16 protein-coding genes and 1 riboswitch are annotated in these 17780 nt (G+C 72.8%); of the genes, 9 read left to right on the top strand and 7 right to left on the bottom strand.

Going from position 1 to position 17780, the window contains the following annotated elements:
• Nucleotides 1-8 precede the first annotated feature (8 nt).
• The 3 genes from MLUT_RS13055 (at nt 9) to MLUT_RS13045 (ending at nt 2543) form a co-directional block, all read left to right on the top strand.
• Nucleotides 9-854: a hydroxymethylpyrimidine/phosphomethylpyrimidine kinase gene (locus MLUT_RS13055; protein WP_010079508.1), complete on the top strand. Its 846-nt coding sequence runs from the start codon at nt 9-11 to the stop codon at nt 852-854.
• A 56-nt stretch (nt 855-910) separates the two neighbouring features.
• On the top strand, nt 911-1966 hold the full coding sequence (locus MLUT_RS13050) for a hypothetical protein (protein ID WP_010079509.1): 1056 nt from the start codon (nt 911-913) through the stop codon (nt 1964-1966).
• Between the two features lie 91 nt (nt 1967-2057).
• Complete coding sequence (locus MLUT_RS13045) at nt 2058-2543, top strand: hypothetical protein (protein ID WP_010079510.1); 486 nt, start codon at nt 2058-2060, stop codon at nt 2541-2543.
• Between the two features lie 251 nt (nt 2544-2794).
• Here the strand turns inward: MLUT_RS13045 and MLUT_RS13040 are convergent, their stop codons facing one another.
• On the bottom strand, nt 2795-4054 hold the full coding sequence (locus tag MLUT_RS13040) for a sensor histidine kinase (protein ID WP_010079511.1): 1260 nt from the start codon (nt 4052-4054) through the stop codon (nt 2795-2797).
• A gap of 21 nt (nt 4055-4075) precedes the next feature.
• Nucleotides 4076-4249, bottom strand: a complete 174-nt coding sequence (locus MLUT_RS23880; protein ID WP_010079512.1) for a hypothetical protein — start codon at nt 4247-4249, stop codon at nt 4076-4078.
• Between the two features lie 151 nt (nt 4250-4400).
• On the opposite strand from MLUT_RS23880, the gene MLUT_RS13035 reads away from it, so the two are divergent.
• Nucleotides 4401-5084, top strand: a complete 684-nt coding sequence (locus MLUT_RS13035) for a response regulator (RefSeq protein ID WP_010079513.1) — start codon at nt 4401-4403, stop codon at nt 5082-5084.
• Nucleotides 5085-5095: 11 nt separating this feature from the next.
• On the opposite strand, the gene MLUT_RS13030 is transcribed toward MLUT_RS13035, so the two are convergent.
• The 3 genes from MLUT_RS13030 to gcvP all read right to left on the bottom strand — a co-directional run bounded on the left by MLUT_RS13030 (nt 5096) and on the right by gcvP (nt 10162).
• Nucleotides 5096-5929, bottom strand: a complete 834-nt coding sequence (locus MLUT_RS13030; RefSeq protein WP_010079514.1) for a thermonuclease family protein — start codon at nt 5927-5929, stop codon at nt 5096-5098.
• Nucleotides 5930-6046: 117 nt separating this feature from the next.
• Nucleotides 6047-7213 (bottom strand): glycine cleavage system aminomethyltransferase GcvT, encoded by a 1167-nt coding sequence (gene gcvT / locus MLUT_RS13025; RefSeq protein WP_010079515.1) that lies wholly within the window; start codon nt 7211-7213, stop codon nt 6047-6049.
• Nucleotides 7214-7225: 12 nt separating this feature from the next.
• Nucleotides 7226-10162 (bottom strand): aminomethyl-transferring glycine dehydrogenase, encoded by a 2937-nt coding sequence (gene gcvP / locus MLUT_RS13020; RefSeq protein ID WP_010079516.1) that lies wholly within the window; start codon nt 10160-10162, stop codon nt 7226-7228.
• A gap of 162 nt (nt 10163-10324) precedes the next feature.
• Nucleotides 10325-10441, bottom strand: a riboswitch (glycine riboswitch).
• 107 nt (nt 10442-10548) lie between these two features.
• Between gcvP and MLUT_RS13015 the strand changes: the two genes are divergently transcribed.
• Entirely contained in the window at nt 10549-10962 is a 414-nt protein-coding gene (locus MLUT_RS13015; protein ID WP_012750719.1) for an ectoine synthase, read from the top strand.
• 88 nt (nt 10963-11050) lie between these two features.
• Nucleotides 11051-11515, top strand: a complete 465-nt coding sequence (locus MLUT_RS13010) for a YoaK family protein (protein ID WP_010079518.1) — start codon at nt 11051-11053, stop codon at nt 11513-11515.
• On the opposite strand, the gene MLUT_RS13005 is transcribed toward MLUT_RS13010, so the two are convergent.
• Entirely contained in the window at nt 11490-12698 is a 1209-nt protein-coding gene (locus tag MLUT_RS13005; protein ID WP_010079519.1) for an acyl-CoA dehydrogenase family protein, read from the bottom strand. The two genes, MLUT_RS13010 and MLUT_RS13005, sit on opposite strands and share 26 nt — an antisense overlap.
• A gap of 151 nt (nt 12699-12849) precedes the next feature.
• Here MLUT_RS13005 and MLUT_RS13000 point away from each other — a divergent pair, with 151 nt between their 5' ends.
• Nucleotides 12850-14631 carry an AMP-binding protein gene (locus MLUT_RS13000; protein WP_010079520.1) on the top strand — a complete coding sequence of 594 codons (1782 nt, stop codon included), beginning with the start codon at nt 12850-12852 and terminating at the stop codon, nt 14629-14631.
• Nucleotides 14632-14709: 78 nt separating this feature from the next.
• Nucleotides 14710-15267: a MarR family winged helix-turn-helix transcriptional regulator gene (locus MLUT_RS12995; RefSeq protein WP_010079521.1), complete on the top strand. Its 558-nt coding sequence runs from the start codon at nt 14710-14712 to the stop codon at nt 15265-15267.
• 21 nt (nt 15268-15288) lie between these two features.
• Here MLUT_RS12995 and MLUT_RS12990 read toward each other — a convergent pair whose 3' ends face one another.
• Nucleotides 15289-16062 (bottom strand): SDR family NAD(P)-dependent oxidoreductase, encoded by a 774-nt coding sequence (locus MLUT_RS12990; protein WP_010079522.1) that lies wholly within the window; start codon nt 16060-16062, stop codon nt 15289-15291.
• 180 nt (nt 16063-16242) lie between these two features.
• Here MLUT_RS12990 and MLUT_RS12985 point away from each other — a divergent pair, with 180 nt between their 5' ends.
• Nucleotides 16243-17769: a CoA-acylating methylmalonate-semialdehyde dehydrogenase gene (locus MLUT_RS12985; RefSeq protein WP_010079523.1), complete on the top strand. Its 1527-nt coding sequence runs from the start codon at nt 16243-16245 to the stop codon at nt 17767-17769.
• Nucleotides 17770-17780: the final 11 nt, after the last annotated feature.

The following is a 17780-nucleotide window of genomic DNA, read 5'->3' as shown; positions in this document are numbered from 1 at the left end:
ATGGGCGCATGCCCCAGACCGCGCACTCCCCCCAGCACTCCGCCTCCGCCCCGGCGCTCGCCCTGACCATCGCCGGGTCCGAGGCCACCGGCGGCGCCGGCGCCCAGGCCGACCTCAAGACGTTCCAGGAACTGGGCGTCTTCGGCATCGTGGCGCTGACCTGCATCGTCTCCTTCGACCCGGAGGACGACTGGAACCACCGCTTCTTCCCCGTGCCCACCGAGATCCTCCAGCAGCAGCTCGACGCCATCCAGGGCGACTACCCGGAGCGGCTGCGCGCCGTGAAGCTGGGCATGCAGGGCTCCCCGGAGGTCATCCGCACCTCGGCCGCGGCCCTGCGCCGCGCCGCGTGGGACCACGTGGTCCTGGACCCCGTGCTCATCTGCAAGGGCCAGGAGCCGGGCCACGCCCTGGACACGGACCAGGCGCTCAAGGCCGAGCTGCTGCCGCTGGCCACGTTCACCACCCCGAACCACTTCGAGACGGAGCAGCTCTCCGGCATGACCGTGCGCTCGGTCGAGGACCTGACGGCGGCCGCTCGGCGCATCCACGAGATCTCCGGCGCGGCCGTCCTGGCCAAGGGCGGGATGCACCTGCCCGGCCCGGACGCCGTGGACGTGTTCGTGGACGGGGACACCGTGGAGGTGCTCTCCGCCCCGAAGATCGGCCAGTCCGGCGTCTCCGGTGCGGGCTGCTCGCTCGCCGCCGCCGTCACCGCCGAGCTGGCCAAGGGCGCCACCGCGCTCGAGGCCGCGCGCCGTGCCAAGGAGTTCGTGCGGGCCGGCATCGCGCAGGCGGTGGAGGGCCGCACGCCGTTCGCCGCCCTGTGGCAGGGCGGCCTGCGCTCCGCATGAGCGCGCGCGGGGGCCGCTGACTCGTCCTGAGCCGGGCGGTGCGCCACACTGGGGACATGAAGCTCCCCTCCCCCGCCCGTCCCGCCTCCGGCGAGGTCCACCACTCGGCGTCGTACGTTCCCGTCGACGGCGTCGAGGCCGTCTTCCCCGCGTTGCGCCAGCGCGCCCTCGCCCCGGGCGGCCGGCTCTACGGGCTGGCGGCGGCGGCCGCGGTCGGCGGGCTCACCCTGCTGGATCCACACGCCCGCCGGGGGCGCGAGCGTCGGGCCCTCGCAGAGCTCGAGGCCGCCGTCAGCGGCACGTTCCTCGCGGCCGAGACCGCCAGCGCCCTCCACACCGCGGCGATCGCCGACGGTGAGGTGGTCCCCTCCCCCGCCGCGCGCGCCCTGCGCGGGCTCGGCGGACTGGCCGTCGGCGGCGCGGCCGCGGCGGTCGCGCTGCGCACCGCCGGCCTGAACGACCGGATCGACGGCGCCGTGGTGCGCGGGCTCCAGCGGGTCGGCGTCCCCGCCCCGCGCGTCGCGCTGGCCGCAGCGGCCTCACTGGCGATGCTGCTGGCCAACGAGGACGCCCGCCGGACCCGCCGCGACGCCGTCGAACTCGCCGTCACCGGACCCGCCGGCCTGGACGAGGACACGGTCGACCAGGTCGAGTCGGAGGCCACCGCCGAGCTGCCGGTCGAGGTGCGCGTGCTGCTCGAGACCCTGCTCGACCCGGCGCTGTCCGAGGGCCGGGACCTGCCCGGGGCTGAGGCGCTGCGCTCCCAGCTGCCGCACGCGCGCACCGTCGCCTCGGTGGCCGAGGCCATCCGTGAAGCCGGCGAGGTCCCGGACTGGGTGCCGCTCGTCGTCCAGACCGACGACGACGTCCGGCGCGCGGTGCCGAACGACTGCGTCTGGCCCGTCCGCGGCCGCTTCGCCTCCGGATCCGCCGGAGGACACGAGCTCGAGCTGCGCCTGCAGGTGATCGACGGGGAGATCGGCGCCCTGACGGTGACCCTGCCCGCGGACGCCGAGGCGGACAGCGACGCCTGGGACGCGTTCCAGGAGATCGAGTCCTTCCCCGGCGTCGAGGACCTGGCCTTCCATGTGGACGGCGACCGGCGGGCCTGACCCGGGGGCCCTCCCGGGGCCCGTCCAGCCCGGCCCACTACAGTGGGGACCCGCCCGACGTCGTCGATCCCCCTCCCGGAGAGTTCCCGCCATGACCACCCCCGCCCCGGTCGCGTCCGCCGCCCGTGCCCGCCGCCGCGCGGCCCGTTCCGGCCCCCGCCCGCAGCTGCGCATGGGATTGAACGGGTTCCTCGTGGCCTGGCTGCTGCCCAACCTCGTGATGGCCGCCGTGGTGGCGGTCCTGGCCGTGGTCCCGGACCTGCAGGCCTTCGGCAGCCTGACACCGCTGCTGACGGTGGTCGGGGTCGCCGGGCTGGTGGTGGGGCTGCCGCTGTGCCTGCTCGTGAACTGGGCGTTCCGGCACGTGCTCAACCAGTGGGTCCACGTGCTGGCGTACGCGCTGATCGGCATGCTCTACGGCCTGGTGGTGCTCACGCAGGGCGCGGCGGGCATCCTGCCGATGCTCATCCCGGTGATCGGATTCCCGGCCGCCGTGCTCATGGCACTGGGCCGGACGGCAGCCCGTCCCCTCGTCCGCACGGTCACCCCGGAGCCGTCGCGCACCGAGCCCGCCTGAGCACGCCCGACAACGAGAAAGGACGATGGCCGGATGGCCATCGTCCCTCTCGGAACCACGTCCGAGGCCCGCATCCCCTCAGGCATGTATCCCGGCTCGTGATTCGCACTGTGCACCGTCTCAATGGGGCATGACCCACTCTAGGAGGGACGACGGCGCCCCCGACAGTGGCGGAAGGTGCAGACTTTCGGGCCCTGATGTGAGGCATGTCACATGAGGGTGGGCCGCGGCTGCGACGGCGCCGGCCTCAGTCAGACGGACCGGGGGAGCACCGCGCGCACCCGCCACCCCCAGCCCCCCGGCCCGGCCTCGATCGTGCCGCCGAAGGTGGCCACGCGATCCCGCATGGAGTTCAGGCCCACACCGGAGGAGTTCCACCGCGGCAGGCCGGACCGCTCGGTGACGGTGTTCTCCACCGCGAGCACCACGTCCGACCTCGCGTCACGGAGTTCGATGCGCACACGTGCGCCCTCGCCGGCGTGCTTGGCGACGTTCGTGGTGGCCTCCTGGAGCACCCGGTGCAGGGTGGACCGCGCGGAGATCGGCATCGCGTTCTGGTCGCAGCGGACGTCCGTCTCCACCGTCATTCCGAGGCTGCGCAGCTCCTCGGCCAGGCGGGCCACGGACAGCACCGGATCCGCGGACGTCGCCCCGTCCGCGCCCCCCGCGGCGCCCGGCTCACCGCTCGGGTCCACGATCCCGTCCTCCTGGAGGATGGAGAGCATGCGCCGCAGGTCCCGCAGCGCGTCCTTCGCGGAGTCCCCCACCACGTCCAGCACGCCCTGAGCCGCCTCCGGGGTGCCGAGGTAGCGTGCCGTCCGGGCCTGCATCGAGATGATCGTGAGGTTGTGCGCGACCACGTCGTGCAGGTCGCGGGCCAGGGAGCGACGCTCGGCCTCGGCGGCCAGCCGGGCCCGCTCCTCCGCTTCGAACACCCGGCGGCGGTCCCGTTCCCGCCGGGCCAGGCTCTCCCGGATGAAGAGCCCGCCGCCGAGGCCCATGGACATGAGCAGCAGGATGAACCACGTCGCGTTCGCCTGACCCACCGCGAACGGCTGGGCGACGCCCCAGGTCAGCGCCAGGATGGCGGCCGTGACGACGAACCCCCAGGAACGGGCGGTCGCCGCGACGGCCCCGAGGACCACGGGCGCGACGACGGCGAAGAGCACCTCGGAACCGCCGGCGGCGGTCGCGACGGCCCCGGGCAGGAGCAGGGCGAAGCCCACCGTGCTGCGCCACCACTGGGCGAGGAAGGCGCTGGTCGCCGACGCGATGGCGATCCCGTCCAGGACCGGGATGGCGCCGAGGCCCGTGCCGAACAGGCCGAGGTCGGACGCGGTCGAGGCGAGCAGGAACGCGGACCCGAAGGCGAGGTAGACGCGGCTCAGCGGCGCCGCGGCCCAGAACGCGCGCCACCGCAGGCTGCGCGCCTGACGCCACGCCGAAGAGCGGCGCGCCCGGGAGGGCGCGCCGCTCCGGACGGAGGGGGTCGATGGGCTCGAATCAGGCATCGGGGGCGGACCGCCCCGGGGTCAGTCGCACCAGATGCCGAAGTGGCGGCAGGTCCACTCCGCAGCGCCCTTGCCGAGGCCCAGGGTCGTGACGACGTCGTCCTCGGCCGAGGCCGCCGAGGCGGCGGCGGCCGGAGCGCCGACGAGGGTGGAGGCGAGAAGGAGAGCGGAAGCGAGGAGAGCGGGAGTCTTCATGGCCCCAGTATGTATGACGGCCGTCACAAATGGTGCACGCCGCGCACAGGCCGCACCGCGGCATGGCGCAGATGACGGCCAGCGGGCACCCCGGCCTCGCCCCGACGCCGACAAGGTGGCATGCGCCACAGCACCGGTTACGCTGACCTGCGTGTCCGAAGAGCTGCGCATCCTGATCGCCGACGACCAGCCGCTCATGAGCGGCGCGCTCCGCGTGCTCGTCGGCTCTGCCCCCGGCATGACCTGCGTGGGTGTGGTCGCCAACGGCGTCGAAGCCGTAGAGGCGTGCGCCGCCATCGAGCCGGACGTGGTACTGATGGACATGCAGATGCCCCTGATGGACGGGGTGGAGGCCACACGCCGGATCAAGGACACCCACCCCGCGATCCGGGTCCTGGCGATCACCACGTTCACGTCCGAGGACTACCTCGTGCCGGCCCTGCGCGCCGGAGCGGGCGGCTACCTCCTCAAGGACGCGGAGCCCCCGGCCATCCTGGGCGCCATTCAGGCCGTCCATCGCGGCGAGTCCGTGCTCTCCCCCGCCGTGGCGGCCAAGCTGCTCGCCTCGATCGAGCGGGACCGGCCGACGGTGGGCCCCACCTCGGTGCAGCCCGGCAGCCCCGACGGCTCCGACCTCACCGAGCGGGAGCTGGGCGTGCTGCGGCTGCTGGCCAGGGGTCAGTCGAACCCGGAGATCGCCGCGAACCTCTTCGTCTCCGAGTCCACGGTCAAGGCCAACCTCACGCGGATCATGGCCAAGCTGGAGGTCCGCGACCGCGTCCAGCTGATCATCCGGGCGGCCCAGCTCGGGCTCGTCACCCTCGCCCTGGACTGAACGCGGCGGGGTCAGCCGCGGGCCGCGATCTCGTTGCGCCGGGTATTGAGGTCCTTCAGGACCTGCATCCCGTGCTCCACCACCGGGTCCGCCTCGGCCAGGAGCGAGTCCTTGGCCGGGCTGTAGGCGAGGTCGGCGAACGTGCCGTTCTCCGGGTCGAGGGCCCGGACCTCCTGCTGCACCAGGCGCACCTGGTCCAGGCCGGCCGCGTACTCCACCGATCGCTCGTCGATCTTCGTCAGGGACGCCTCCGCGTCCTCCGGGATCTGCTCCAGGGCGAACTGGGCCTCGTAGAGCCGGTTCTGGTACGTGCAGGGCTCCTCGATGTCGTAGAGCCCCACGCCGCGGCCCACGGCCTCCTGATTGGCCTGGGCGATCTCCTCCGCCAGGCGCTTGCCGACGGCGACCTCCGTGGGCGCGGCCATGCCGGCCTCCGCCATGGCCACGTTGACGGTGCTGCCGCCGATCGAGATGACCGCGCTCTCCATCCCCTCGGGCGCACCCTCGTCCGAGGTGGTCATGCTCGCGGTCGCCCCCTGCGGGAGCCGATCACGCAGCCAGGAGTAGGACTCCTCCCCCATGCAGAGGTTGGGGCCGACCTTGAGGCCCTCCGGGTTGCGGCCCGCGCTCGTGACGCCGGCGAGGACCACGGTCCGCTCGGTGCCGCCTTGGTTCACCACCACGGTGTTGCCGTCCAGCACGGAGACGATGTCCACGCGGGCGGCGTCGGCGGCCACGCCGCGGAGGACGGTGACGATGCCCAGCAGGAGCAGGACGGCGGCGACGACGAGGAAGACCAGCAGCCCCTTCAGGGGGACCCGGGCACGGGCGGCGACGTGAGTCATGCGGACTTCCTGCAGGTGGACGGCGGGACGGGGGGCCGCGACGACGGCCCGGAGCCCGAGTCTAGCGAAGGGCCCCGGGACCGCCGAGCGGCGGGCCGAGGGACGGCTGCGTCGGGCTCAGCGCTCCCGGCGGTAGAACGGCGTGGCCACCACGGTGAACGGCTCGCCGCGGCCGCGCAGGTCCACCTGCAGGGACGTGCCCTCGGCGGCCACGTCGCGGCGGACACGGGCCAGGGCGATGGGGTGTCCGAGGGTCGGGCTGGGGGCGCCCGAGGTCACCTCGCCCACCCGCTCGCCGGACTCGTCCAGCACGGCGTAACCGTGCCGGCCGGCACGCCGACCCGCGCCCTGCAGCCCCACGACGACCTCCTCGACGTCGTCCCTGCCGACCAGCGCGGACCGGCCGACGAAGTCGGCCTCCTTGCTCGCGGGCACCGCGAAGCCGACGCCAGAGGCGTGCGGCTGGTGCCCGGTGTCCAGCTCGTTGCCGTAGAGCGGCATGCCCGCCTCGAGGCGCAGCGAGTCCCGCGAGGCGAGCCCGCACAGCGTCAGCTCCACGCCCGCCTCGTCCGCGGCCGAGAGCATCGTGTTCCACACGGCGGAGCCGCGGTCGCCGGCCTCGGCGGTGGAGGCGGCGGGCAGGAACAGCTCGAAGCCGTCCTCACCGGTGTAGCCGGTGCGGGCGACGACGGCGGTGACGTCGCCGGCGTCCGTGGGCACGGTCAGGGTCAGGTGGCCGTAGTACTTCAGCTCGGCCAGCTGCGCCGCGGCCTCCGGCATGGCCCGGGCGAGGATCCTCTCGGCCTGCGGGCCCTGCACGGCCACGAGGGCGGTGGTCGAGGACTCGTCCTCGACGACGGCATCCCAGCCCGACGCCCGCTGGTTCAGGGCGGTGTGGACCGCGGCGATGTTGCCAGCGTTGGGCACCACCAGGTAGTCGGGCTCGGAGCCGGCCTCGCCGTCGTCCATCCGGTAGACGATCGTGTCGTCCAGGATGGTGCCGGCGTCCGTCAGGCACAGGGCGTACTTGGCGCGGCCGGGCTTCAACGTGGAGAGCACGCTCGAGAGGGCGTGGTCCAGCATGGCCCCGGCCTCCGGGCCGGTGACCCGGACCTCGCCCATGTGGGAGAGGTCGAACAGGCCTGCGGAGGTGCGGACGGCCTTGTGCTCGGCCAGCTCGGAGCCGTACTTCAGGGGCATGTTCCAGCCGCCGAAGTCCGTGAACGTGGCGCCCGCGGCCTCGTGGACCGGGTGCAGCGGGGAGTTGCGCGTCGAATCGCTCATGGGGTGATCCTCTCAGTCCTCGTCGGCGGTGTCGGCCACGGCGTCCTCGAACGCCTCGGGCGGCGGGCACGAGCACACGAGGTTGCGATCCCCGTAGGCGCCGTCGATGCGGCCCACCGGCGGCAGGTACTTGTCCAGACGCAGGCTCGGCACCGGCGTGCCCGCCTGGGCGCGCGAGTAGGGGCGGTCCCATTCGTCGGCCATCAGGACGTTGAGGGTGTGCGGGGCGCGGCGCAGGACGGAGTCCGCCACGGTCTCCGGGGTGACGGCGGTGATCTCGGCGTGGATGGCCTCCATGGCCTCGATGAACCGCTCGATCTCCTCGAGGTCCTCGGACTCGGTGGGCTCCACCATGAGCGTGCCCGCCACGGGGAACGCCAGGGTGGGGGCGTGGAACCCGTAGTCGATGAGGCGCTTGCAGACGTCCTCGGCGGTCACGCCCGTGCGGGCCGTGAGCTCGCGCAGGTCGAGGATGCACTCGTGCGCCACGAGGCCGTCGTTGCCCGTGTACAGCGTCGGGTAGAGGGGCGCGAGGCGGCGGGAGATGTAGTTGGCGCCCAGCAGCGCGTGCTCGGTGGCGGAGAGCAGGCCCTCGGCGCCCATCAGGTGGATGTAGGCCCAGGAGATGGGCAGCACGCCGGCCGAGCCGTGCGGGGCCGCGGTCATCAGGGCCTCGCGGGAGGGCAGGTACGGCACCAGGTGCTCGCCCACCGCCACGGGGCCCACGCCCGGGCCCCCGCCGCCGTGCGGGATGCAGAACGTCTTGTGCAGGTTCAGGTGGGAGACGTCTCCGCCGAACTCGCCCGGCTGGGCCAGGCCCACGAGCGCGTTGAGGTTGGCGCCGTCGATGTACACCTGGCCGCCCGCGGCGTGCACCGTGGCGCAGACCTCCTTGACGTCGGCGTCGTACACGCCGTGCGTGGAGGGGTAGGTGATCATGATGGCCGCGATGCGGCCCTCGTTCGCCGCGATCTTGACGTCCAGGTCGGCGGCGTCGATCGTGCCGTCGTCGGCGGTGGCGACGACGACGACCTTCAGCCCCGCCAGCACGGCCGAGGCCGCGTTGGTGCCGTGGGCGGAGGCCGGGATCAGGCAGATGTCCCGCTCACCCTCACCGCGGGCCAGGTGGTACTGGCGGATGGCCCACAGGCCCGCGAACTCGCCCTGCGAGCCGGCGTTCGGGGCCACCGAGACGCCCGCGTAGCCGGTGATCTCGGCGAGCTTGGCCTCCAGATCCGCGATCAGGAACCGCCAGCCCTCGGTCTGGTGGTCGGGCGCGAACGGGTGGATGGAGCAGAACTCGGGCCAGGAGATGGCCTCCATCTCCGCGGTGGCATTGAGCTTCATGGTGCACGAGCCCAGCGGGATCATGGTGCGGTCCAGCGCCAGGTCGTAGCCGGAGAGGCGGCGCAGGTAGCGCAGCATCTTCGTCTCCGAGTGGTGGGTGTTGAACACCGGGTGCGTCATGAACGCGGAGGAGCGGCGCAGCGACTCCGGCACGGCCGGGGTGGCCACGGCGCCCTCGTGCGCGGAGGCCGGCAGGGAGCCCGCGTCCAGGCCGAACGCCGTCAGGACGGCCACGAGGTCGGCGTCGACGGTGGTCTCATCGGCTGCGATCCGCAGGGTGTCCGCGTCCACCAGGCGCAGGTTCACGCCGTTCTCCTCGGCGGCCTGCAGGACCTGCTCGGCCCGGCCGGGCACGCGGACGGTGATCGTGTCGAAGAAGTGCTCCTCGGCGACCTCGACGCCACCGGCCCGCAGCGCCTCCGCCAGGCGGACGGCCTGGGCGTGGGCGTGGCGGGCGATGCGGGCGATGCCCTGGGGGCCGTGGTAGACGGCGTACATCGAGGCGACGATCGCGAGCAGCGCCTGGGCGGTGCAGATGTTGGAGGTGGCCTTCTCGCGCCGGATGTGCTGTTCGCGCGTCTGGAGGGCGAGGCGGTAGGCGGGCTTGCCGGCGTCGTCGTAGGAGACGCCCACGAGGCGGCCCGGCATGCTGCGCTGCAGGCCCTCCTTCACGGCCATGTAGGCGGCGTGGGGGCCGCCGAAGAACAGGGGCACGCCGAAGCGCTGCGTGGAGCCGACGGCGATGTCCGCACCATGCTCCCCGGGCGGAGTGATCAGGGCGAGGGAGAGGATGTCCGCGGCGACGGTCACGAGGGCGCCGGCCTCCTTGGCCTGCGCGATGACGGCGGCGTGGTCGTGGATGCGGCCGGAGTCGCCGGGCTGCTGCAGCACGACGCCGCACAGGCCCTTCTCCTCGACCTCGGCGCGGACGTCCTCCGGGATGCCTGCGGAGAGGTCGGCCACGCGCACGTCGATGCCCACGGCCTCGGCGCGCAGGCGCACCACGGAGAGGGTCTGCGGGAAGAGGTCCGCGTCGAGGAGGGTGACGCCGTCGGTCCTGCGGCGGTTGGCGCGGTGCATGAGGAGCACGGCCTCGGCGGCGGCGGAGGCCTCGTCCAGCAGAGAGGCGTTGGCGATGTCCAGGCCGGTGAGGTCCTGGACCATCGTCTGGTAGTTCAGGAGGGCCTCGAGGCGGCCCTGGGAGATCTCCGGCTGGTACGGCGTGTAGGCCGTGTACCAGGCCGGGTTCTCCAGCACCTTGCGGAGGATGACGCCCGGGGTGACGGTGTCCGAGAAGCCCTGCCCGATCATCTGGGTCTTCATGACGTTGCGGCCGGCGATCTCGCGCAGCTGCTCCAGGACCGCGGACTCGGTCAGCGGGGCGGGCAGCTCGAGGGGCTTCGGCTGGCGGATGCCGGCGGGGACGGCGGTGTCCACGAGGGCCTCGAGCGAGTCGTAGCCCAGGGTCTGCAGCATGTGCTCGACGTCCGCGGGGCGCGGGCCGATGTGGCGGGCCACGAAGGGGGCCGAGGCGGTGTCCTTGGGCTCGACGCGCTCGTGGGGCAGCGCGGTCGTGATCTCGGTGGTCTGGGGGCTGGTCACGGGGTACCTCCGGGGGGATCCTGCCGTGGTCACGGCGTGGGTCTGCTCCTCCCCGCTCTGTCATGGACCTGAGAGTTTCCGACGCCCGGGTGGGCGGCTTGCACCGTCGGTGGTCTCGGTCCGGACGCGGGGGCGGCGGAGTGAGACGCTTTCCAGAGCGCCTGACCCCACGCGGTACGGATGCCTGAGAGATTCCCGGGGAGGGTTTGCTCCTTCGGCGGCCTGCTCACGCGGCCGGCTGTGGCAGGACGCGCGCCGACGCTCTCCCGCGCGGGGCATGCGGCGTGCCGTCAGTATCCCACACGTGTAGGCCGCGTCACAGTGCGTCCGGGAGGGGTTGAGTCACCCCACGCGCCCGTGCCTACCGTGGCCGGGACGGGCGGACCGTGTTCCTCCGCCCCGGAGCCGACCGAGGGAGCGATCCACCCATATACACCCGCAGCCGGAACGACGTCGAGAAGGTCGAGTGGGGCGGAGGCACCTCCGAACGTCTCCTCACCGCGCAGGACGAGATGGGCTTCGCCGTCGCCCACACGATCGTGCGCGCCGGATCGTCCTCGAAGCTCCAGTACCGCCACCACCAGGAGGCCTGCTACTGCATCGCGGGCAACGGCTCCGTGGTGGAGCCGGACGGCACCGTCCACGAGATCACGCCGGGCGTCATCTACGTGCTGCCGGACCACGAGCCGCACGACCTGCGCGGCGGCACCGAGGACATGCACCTGATCTCGGTGTTCAACCCCGCCATCACCGGCGACGAGAAGCACACCCTGTCGGAGGACGGCTACTCCAGCTACTGAGCCCGGCCCGGGCACGGTGACGGGGGGCGTCGACGACGGCGCCTCCCGCGTCGGCGCCGACGGCGGCGCCCAGCCGTAGGGTGGCGTCGTGTTCAACCTGTGCGCCCCCGAGCGCACCGTGCGGCGCAACACCCACCTGGCGCTGGTGCTGACCGCGATCGCGGGGATCCTCAACTCCGTGGGCTTCGTCGCCGTGGCCACGTACACGTCCCACATGACGGGGATCGTGGCGTCCATGGCGGACGCGGCGGTCCTCCGCGCCCCAGGCCTGGTCGGCACGGGCCTGCTTGCGCTGGCCATGTTCATCCTGGGCGCGGTCGTCTGCGCGCTGGTGTTCAACTGGGGCCGGGTCAACGGCCTCCGCTCGCGGTACGCCAACACCCTCCTGCTCGAGGGCGTCGGCATGCTGGTGTTCGGCCTGCTCGCCGAGCACGTCCGCGATGCGCACCGGCCGCTCGTCGTGGTGGCCGTGCTGTGCTTCACCATGGGCCTGCAGAACGCGTTGATCACCCGCATCGGGGCGTGGCTCACACGAAGGCCGAGACGCCGGTGAGGGCCCGCCCCACGATCAGGGTGTTCATGCCGTAGGAGCCCTCGTAGGAGTAGATGGCCTCCACGTCCCCCATGATCTTGGCGATCTCGTGCTCCGTGAGCAGGCCGTTGCCGCCAAGGGCGTCGCGGGCGAGCGCCGCCGAGGACCGGGCCAGCCGGGTCGAGGTGGCCTTGGCCATCGCCGCGTGCATCATCTCCATCCGCCCCTCCTGCCGCAGGGCGTCCACCTGGAGCATCATCCCGGCGGAGGCGGCCAGGTTGCCGGCGACCTCGGCGATCTGGGCCTGGATGAGCTGGAACGCGGCCAGCGGGCGACCGAACTGCTCCCGCCGCAGCGCGTAGGAGCGCAGCACGTCCAGCACGCCCATCTGCGCGCCGACGCCCTGCCAGCCGACCCACATGCGCGAGTCGCGCAGCAGGGCGCGGGTGGCGGCGAAGGTGGTGGCGCCGGGCAGGATCGCGTCTGCGGGCAGGCGCACGTCCAGGGTGATGTCCGCGTTCTGCATGATCCGCAGGCCCATCTTCCCGCTGATCTTGGTGGCCTCGTAGCCGGGGGTGTCGGTGGGCACCACGAAGCCCTTGATCTCGCCGTCGGCGGTGTCGCGCGCCCAGACGAGCGCGACGTCGGCGATCGTGCCGGCCCCGATCCAGCGCTTGGCGCCGCGGATGACCCACTCGTCGCCGTCGCGGGTGGCGGTGGTGGCGAGGCCGCCGGCGATGTCCGAGCCGTGGTCCGGCTCGGTGAGGCAGAACGCGCCCAGGGCGTCGAAGGATTCGAGGCGCCCCTGCCACGTGGCCTTCTGCCGCTCCGAGCCCAGGCCGGCGATCATGCCGAGGTTGAGCTCGTTGTGGATGCCCACGAGGGCGGACAGGGACAGGTCCACACGGGCGATCTCCGCGTGCACGAGCTGCTGGAACAGCGAGGACGAGCCGTCCAGGACGAGGCGCCCCAGACCCAGCTCGGCCAGGCCCGGCAGCAGGTCGAATGCGAACTCCTCGGCGTCCCAGTACCGGGTCAGGTGCGGCCGCACGCGGGTCTGCAGGTGGTCCTCGATCGCGTCGAGCCGGGCACGCTCGACCGGTTCGAGGCGGTCCCGCAGGCGCAGCAGGTCCACGTGGGGCAGGCCGGGGGGGACGGCGGGCGCGCCGGAGGCGGGGACGGGGCGGTCGGCGAGGGCGGTCATGGCTCTCCTTCGGGGGGCGGTCCGACGACGGCGGGCGGTTTCGCCGTGAATCCGACTGTAGGACTTCCAACTATCCAGGTCTGACAGTAGTGTTCCAGATCACAGGCCCCCGGCCAAGGATCCGTTCAGCAACCACCTCGAGGAGGGACCCATGACCGTCCAGGACCCCACCGCCGTCGCCGCCCCGTCGCCGACGGAGGTGTTCCGCGCGGCCCGCGACCTGCTGGTCGAGTGCCAGACCGACGACGAGCGCGCCCGCGCCGAGTTCGAGTGGCCCCGCTTCGAGCACTTCAACTTCGGCTTCGACTGGTTCGACCGCCTGGCTCAGGACCCGGCCCGCGCGGACGTGCCGGCGCTGATCATCGCCGAGGACGACGGTCGCAGCACCGAACGCACCTTCGCCGAGCTCTCCGCGGCCTCCAACCGGGTGGCGAACTGGCTCTCCGCGCAGGGCCTGCGCCGCGGCGACCGTCTCATCCTCATGCTGAACAACCAGGTGGAGCTGTGGGAGTTCATGCTCGCCTGCATCAAGCTGCGGGTGGTCATGGTGCCCACCACCACACAGATGACCTCCGGGGACCTCGAGGACCGGGTGACGCGCGCCGGCGCCGCGTGGGCCGTGGCCGGCGCCGAGGACCTGGCCAAGTTCGCCGGCGTCGGCGAGGACCTGCACCTGGTGCACGTGCCGGGCGTCTTCGCGGAGGGCCCGGCGCGCCGCGCCCCCGAGGTCGCCGGCCACACCGTGCTCTCCTACGACGACGCCGACGACGCCGCCACCGAGCTGACCCCGGCCGAGCCGACCCCCGCGGACGAGACGCTGCTCTTCTACTTCACCTCGGGCACCACCTCGAAGCCGAAGCTCGTGGAGCACACCCACACCTCGTACCCGGTCGGCCACCTCACGACGCTCTACTGGATCGGTCTGGAGCCGGGCGACGTGCACCTCAACGTGGCCTCCCCGGGCTGGGCCAAGCACGCGTGGTCCAACTTCTTCGCCCCGTGGATCGCGGAGGCCACGATCTTCGTGCACAACGCCCGCAAGTTCGACCCCGCGGCCCTGATGGCCAACATGGAGCGCTACGGCGTCACGAGCTTCTGCGCCCCGCCCACCGTGTGGCGCATGCTCATCAAGGCGGACCTGGCGCAGCTGACGACCCCGCCGACCAAGACCATCTCCGCGGGCGAGCCGCTCAACGCCGAGGTGATCGACCAGGTGCACAAGGCGTGGGGCACCACGATCCGCGACGGCTTCGGCATGACCGAGACCACCCTGCAGGTCGCCAACACCCCCGGCCAGAAGGTCGTCATCGGCTCGATGGGCCGCCCGCTGCCCGGCATGGACGTCACCCTGATCGACCCGCTCACGGGCCAGGAGGCCGACGAGGGCGAGATCTGCCTGCGCCTCGACCCGCGTCCGGTGGGCCTGCTGAAGTCCTACTACGGCAACCAGGAGAAGACGGACGAGGTGTTCCGCGACGGCGTGTTCCACACCGGCGACATCGCCCGCCGCGACGAGAACGGCGTGCTGACCTATGTGGGCCGCGCGGACGACGTCTTCAAGTCCTCGGACTACAAGGTGTCCCCGTTCGAGCTGGAGTCGGTGCTGGTCAAGCACCCGGCCGTGATGGAGGGCGCGATCGTCCCCACCCCGGACGAGCTGCGACTGGCCGTGCCGAAGGCCTTCGTCACCCTCGCCCCGGGCCACGAGCCCACCGTGGAGACCGCGCGGGCGATCCTGCAGTTCACGCTCACCCAGCTGCCCCCGTACAAGCGCATCCGGCGCATCGAGTTCCTCGAGCTGCCGAAGACCATCTCGGGCAAGATCCGCCGCGTGGAGCTGCGCAAGGCCGAGGTCGAGCGCGCCCAGACGGGTGCCGCCCCGGACGGCTACGGGACCGAGTTCCGGGAGGAGGACCTGGACCTGCAGCGCTGACCGGCCGTTCCCCGCCACCGCCCCGTCCGTGTCCGGCGGTGGCGGGGGACCCCCGGTGCGCCGCTAGTCTGGAGCGCCATGAAGAAGCCACCCCTCGCCCAGGACCCCATCCGGGAGGCCGCCCGGAACTGGGAGCGTCACGGATGGGGTGACGTCGCCCGCCCGATGGCCGCCATCACCTCGATCATGCGGGCCCAGCAGATCCTGCTGGGTCGGACGCAGGCCGCGCTCAAGCCCTACGGGCTCACCTTCGCGCGGTACGAGCTGCTGGCGCTGCTGAACTTCTCGCGCGAGAAGCGGATGCGGATGTCCAAGGCGTCCGCGCTCCTGCAGGTCCACCCCACCTCGGTGACCAATGCGGTGGACCGGCTCGAGGCCGCCGGGCTGGTGGAGCGCACCCCCCACGAGTCGGACCGCCGCGCGCTCGTGCTCGCCCTCACGGACGAGGGCCGGCGCGTCGCCGACGCCGCCACGGAGACGCTCAACGCCGAGGTCTTCGGCCGTTCCGGCTTCGATCCGGCGGACGTGGACACCCTCATCGACGTCCTCGGCCGGTTCCGCGCCGAGGCCGGCGACTTCCAGGTCGACGGCCTCGACGCCGGCGCGCCCGCGACGGCGGAGCACACCTCCTCCTGACGCGCTCCCCGGCCGCCCGACTCAGCGGGGCTCGAGGCGCACGGCGCCGTCGAGCCGGATGACCTCGCCGTTCAGGAACGGATTGGACACGATCTGCTCGACCAGCAGCGCGTAGTCCTCGGGCCGGCCGAGGCGGGCCGGATGCGGGGTCTTGGTGGACAGCGCCTCGCGGGCGGCCTCGGGCAGGCCGGCCATCATGGGCGTCTCCATGAGGCCGGGGGCGATCGTGACCACGCGGATCTGCGAGGAGGCGAGCTCGCGGGCCGCGGGCAGGGTCAGCGCGACCACGGCGCCCTTGGAGGCGGCGTACGCGATCTGGCCGATCTGCCCGTCGTAGGCCGCCACGGAGGCGGTGTTCACGATGACGCCGCGGTCCTCGCCGAGCGGCTCCTGCGCCTTCATCGCGGCGGCGGCCTGGGCCATCATCGACACGGTGCCGACCGTGTTGATCGCCAGGACCCGGGTCAGCACCTCGGTGGACAGCGGCCCGTCGCGACCCACGAGCTTGCCCGGCGTCGCCACGCCGGCGCAGTTGACCAGCACCCGCAGCGGCCCGGCCTCCAGCGCGGCGGCCACGGCCTCCCGGGCGGTGTCCTCGGCGGTGACGTCGCCGGTCACGAAGCGCGCGTGGGGGCCGAGGGCGGCCACGGCGTCCGCGCGGACGGTCTCGCCCTCGCGGTCCGGCAGGTCCACCACCACGACGGCGGCCCCCGCGTCCGCCAGGCGGCGGGCGGTGGCGTGGCCGAGGCCCGAGGCCCCGCCGGTGACGATCGCGCTCTGGTTCGACAGGTCCATGGACGGACCCTCCCTTCCTCCTCGGGATACCCCCCGAGTTCGATAGTTGCATGTCCTACGTTCTCATCCTAGATTAGCGGATGAGTAACCCAGATCACACGCACGGCCGGGCCCGCCACGCCCGCCGTGGGCGGCGCCGAACGACGTCCGCCCTTCCGCCTGGACCCGCGAGGAGCCTCCATGTCCGAGAAGACCGCGCCCACCGAGACCGTCCCCGTGATCCCCCACTTCGTGCACGGCGAGCGGCGCGAGGGCGCCTCCGGCCGGCACAGCGACGTCTACCACCCGGCCACGGGCAGCGTGGCGGGCCGCGTGCCGCTGGCCTCCGCCGAGGAGATCGACGCCGCCCTGGCCTCCGCCGAGGAGGGCTTCGCCGCGTGGTCGGCGCTGAATCCGCAGCGCCGTGGCCGCATCCTGCTGCGCTGGGTCGACCTGATCAACGAGAACATGGACGAGTTGGCCACCGTGCTCGCCCAGGAGCACGGCAAGACCTTCCCGGACGCCAAGGGCGACATCCAGCGCGGCATCGAGGTCGTGGAGTTCGCCGCGGGCGCCCCGCACCTGCTCAAGGGTGAGTTCACCGCCGACGCGGGCACCGGCATCGACGTGCACTCCATCCGCCAGCCGCTCGGCGTGGCCGTGGGCATCACGCCCTTCAACTTCCCGGCGATGATCCCGCTGTGGAAGGCCGGCATCGCCCTGGCGGCGGGCAACGCCTTCGTCCTCAAGCCCTCCGAGCGCGACCCCTCCGTGCCGGTGCGCCTGGCCGAGCTGGCCCTCGAGGCCGGCATGCCCGCCGGCGCCCTCAACGTGGTGCACGGCGACAAGGCCGCCGTGGACGCGCTCATCGAGGACCCACGCGTCAAGGCCGTCGGCTTCGTCGGCTCCACCCCGATCGCGCAGTCCATCTACGCGCACGCAGGCCGCATGGGCAAGCGCGCGCAGTGCTTCGGCGGGGCCAAGAACCACGCCGTGATCATGCCGGACGCGGACCTCGAGATGACCGCCGACGCCCTGGTCGGCGCCGCCTTCGGCTCCGCCGGCGAGCGCTGCATGGCGATCTCCGTGGCCGTCCCGGTCGGCGCGGAGACCGCCGACCGCCTGATCGCGCTGCTCCGCGAGCGCGTGAAGGACCTCAGGGTCGGCCCGTCGCTCGAGGCATCCTCGGACTTCGGCCCCGTCGTCTCGAAGGACGCGAAGGAGCGCATCGAGGGCTACATCGCGGCCGGCGTCGAGGCGGGCGCCGAACTGGTCGAGGACGGCCGGGGCGTCGTCGTCGAGGGCCACGAGGACGGCTTCTACGTGGGCGCCACCCTGTTCGACCGCGTCACCCCGGAGATGAGCATCTACCGCGAGGAGATCTTCGGCCCGGTGCTCTCCGTGGTCCGCGCGAAGGACTACGAGGAGGCGCTCACGCTCGTGAACGAGCACGAGTTCGGCAACGGCGTGGCCATCTTCACCCGCGACGGCGACGCCGCCCGCGACTTCTCCACCCGCGTGGACACCGGCATGGTCGGCGTGAACGTGCCGATCCCCGTGCCGATCGCCTACTACACCTTCGGCGGCTGGAAGGCCTCCGGCTTCGGCGACCTGAACCAGCACGGCACGGACGGGCTGAAGTTCTACACCAAGACGAAGACCGTCACCACGCGCTGGCCCTCCGGCGTGCGCGAGGGCGCCAGCTTCGTGATGCCGGCCGGCTCCTGACCGCCCCGCAG

The sequence above is a fragment of the Micrococcus luteus NCTC 2665 genome (genome assembly GCF_000023205.1).
GTDB lineage: Bacteria > Actinomycetota > Actinomycetes > Actinomycetales > Micrococcaceae > Micrococcus > Micrococcus luteus.
This window is presented reverse-complemented; position numbering and strand designations above follow the sequence as displayed.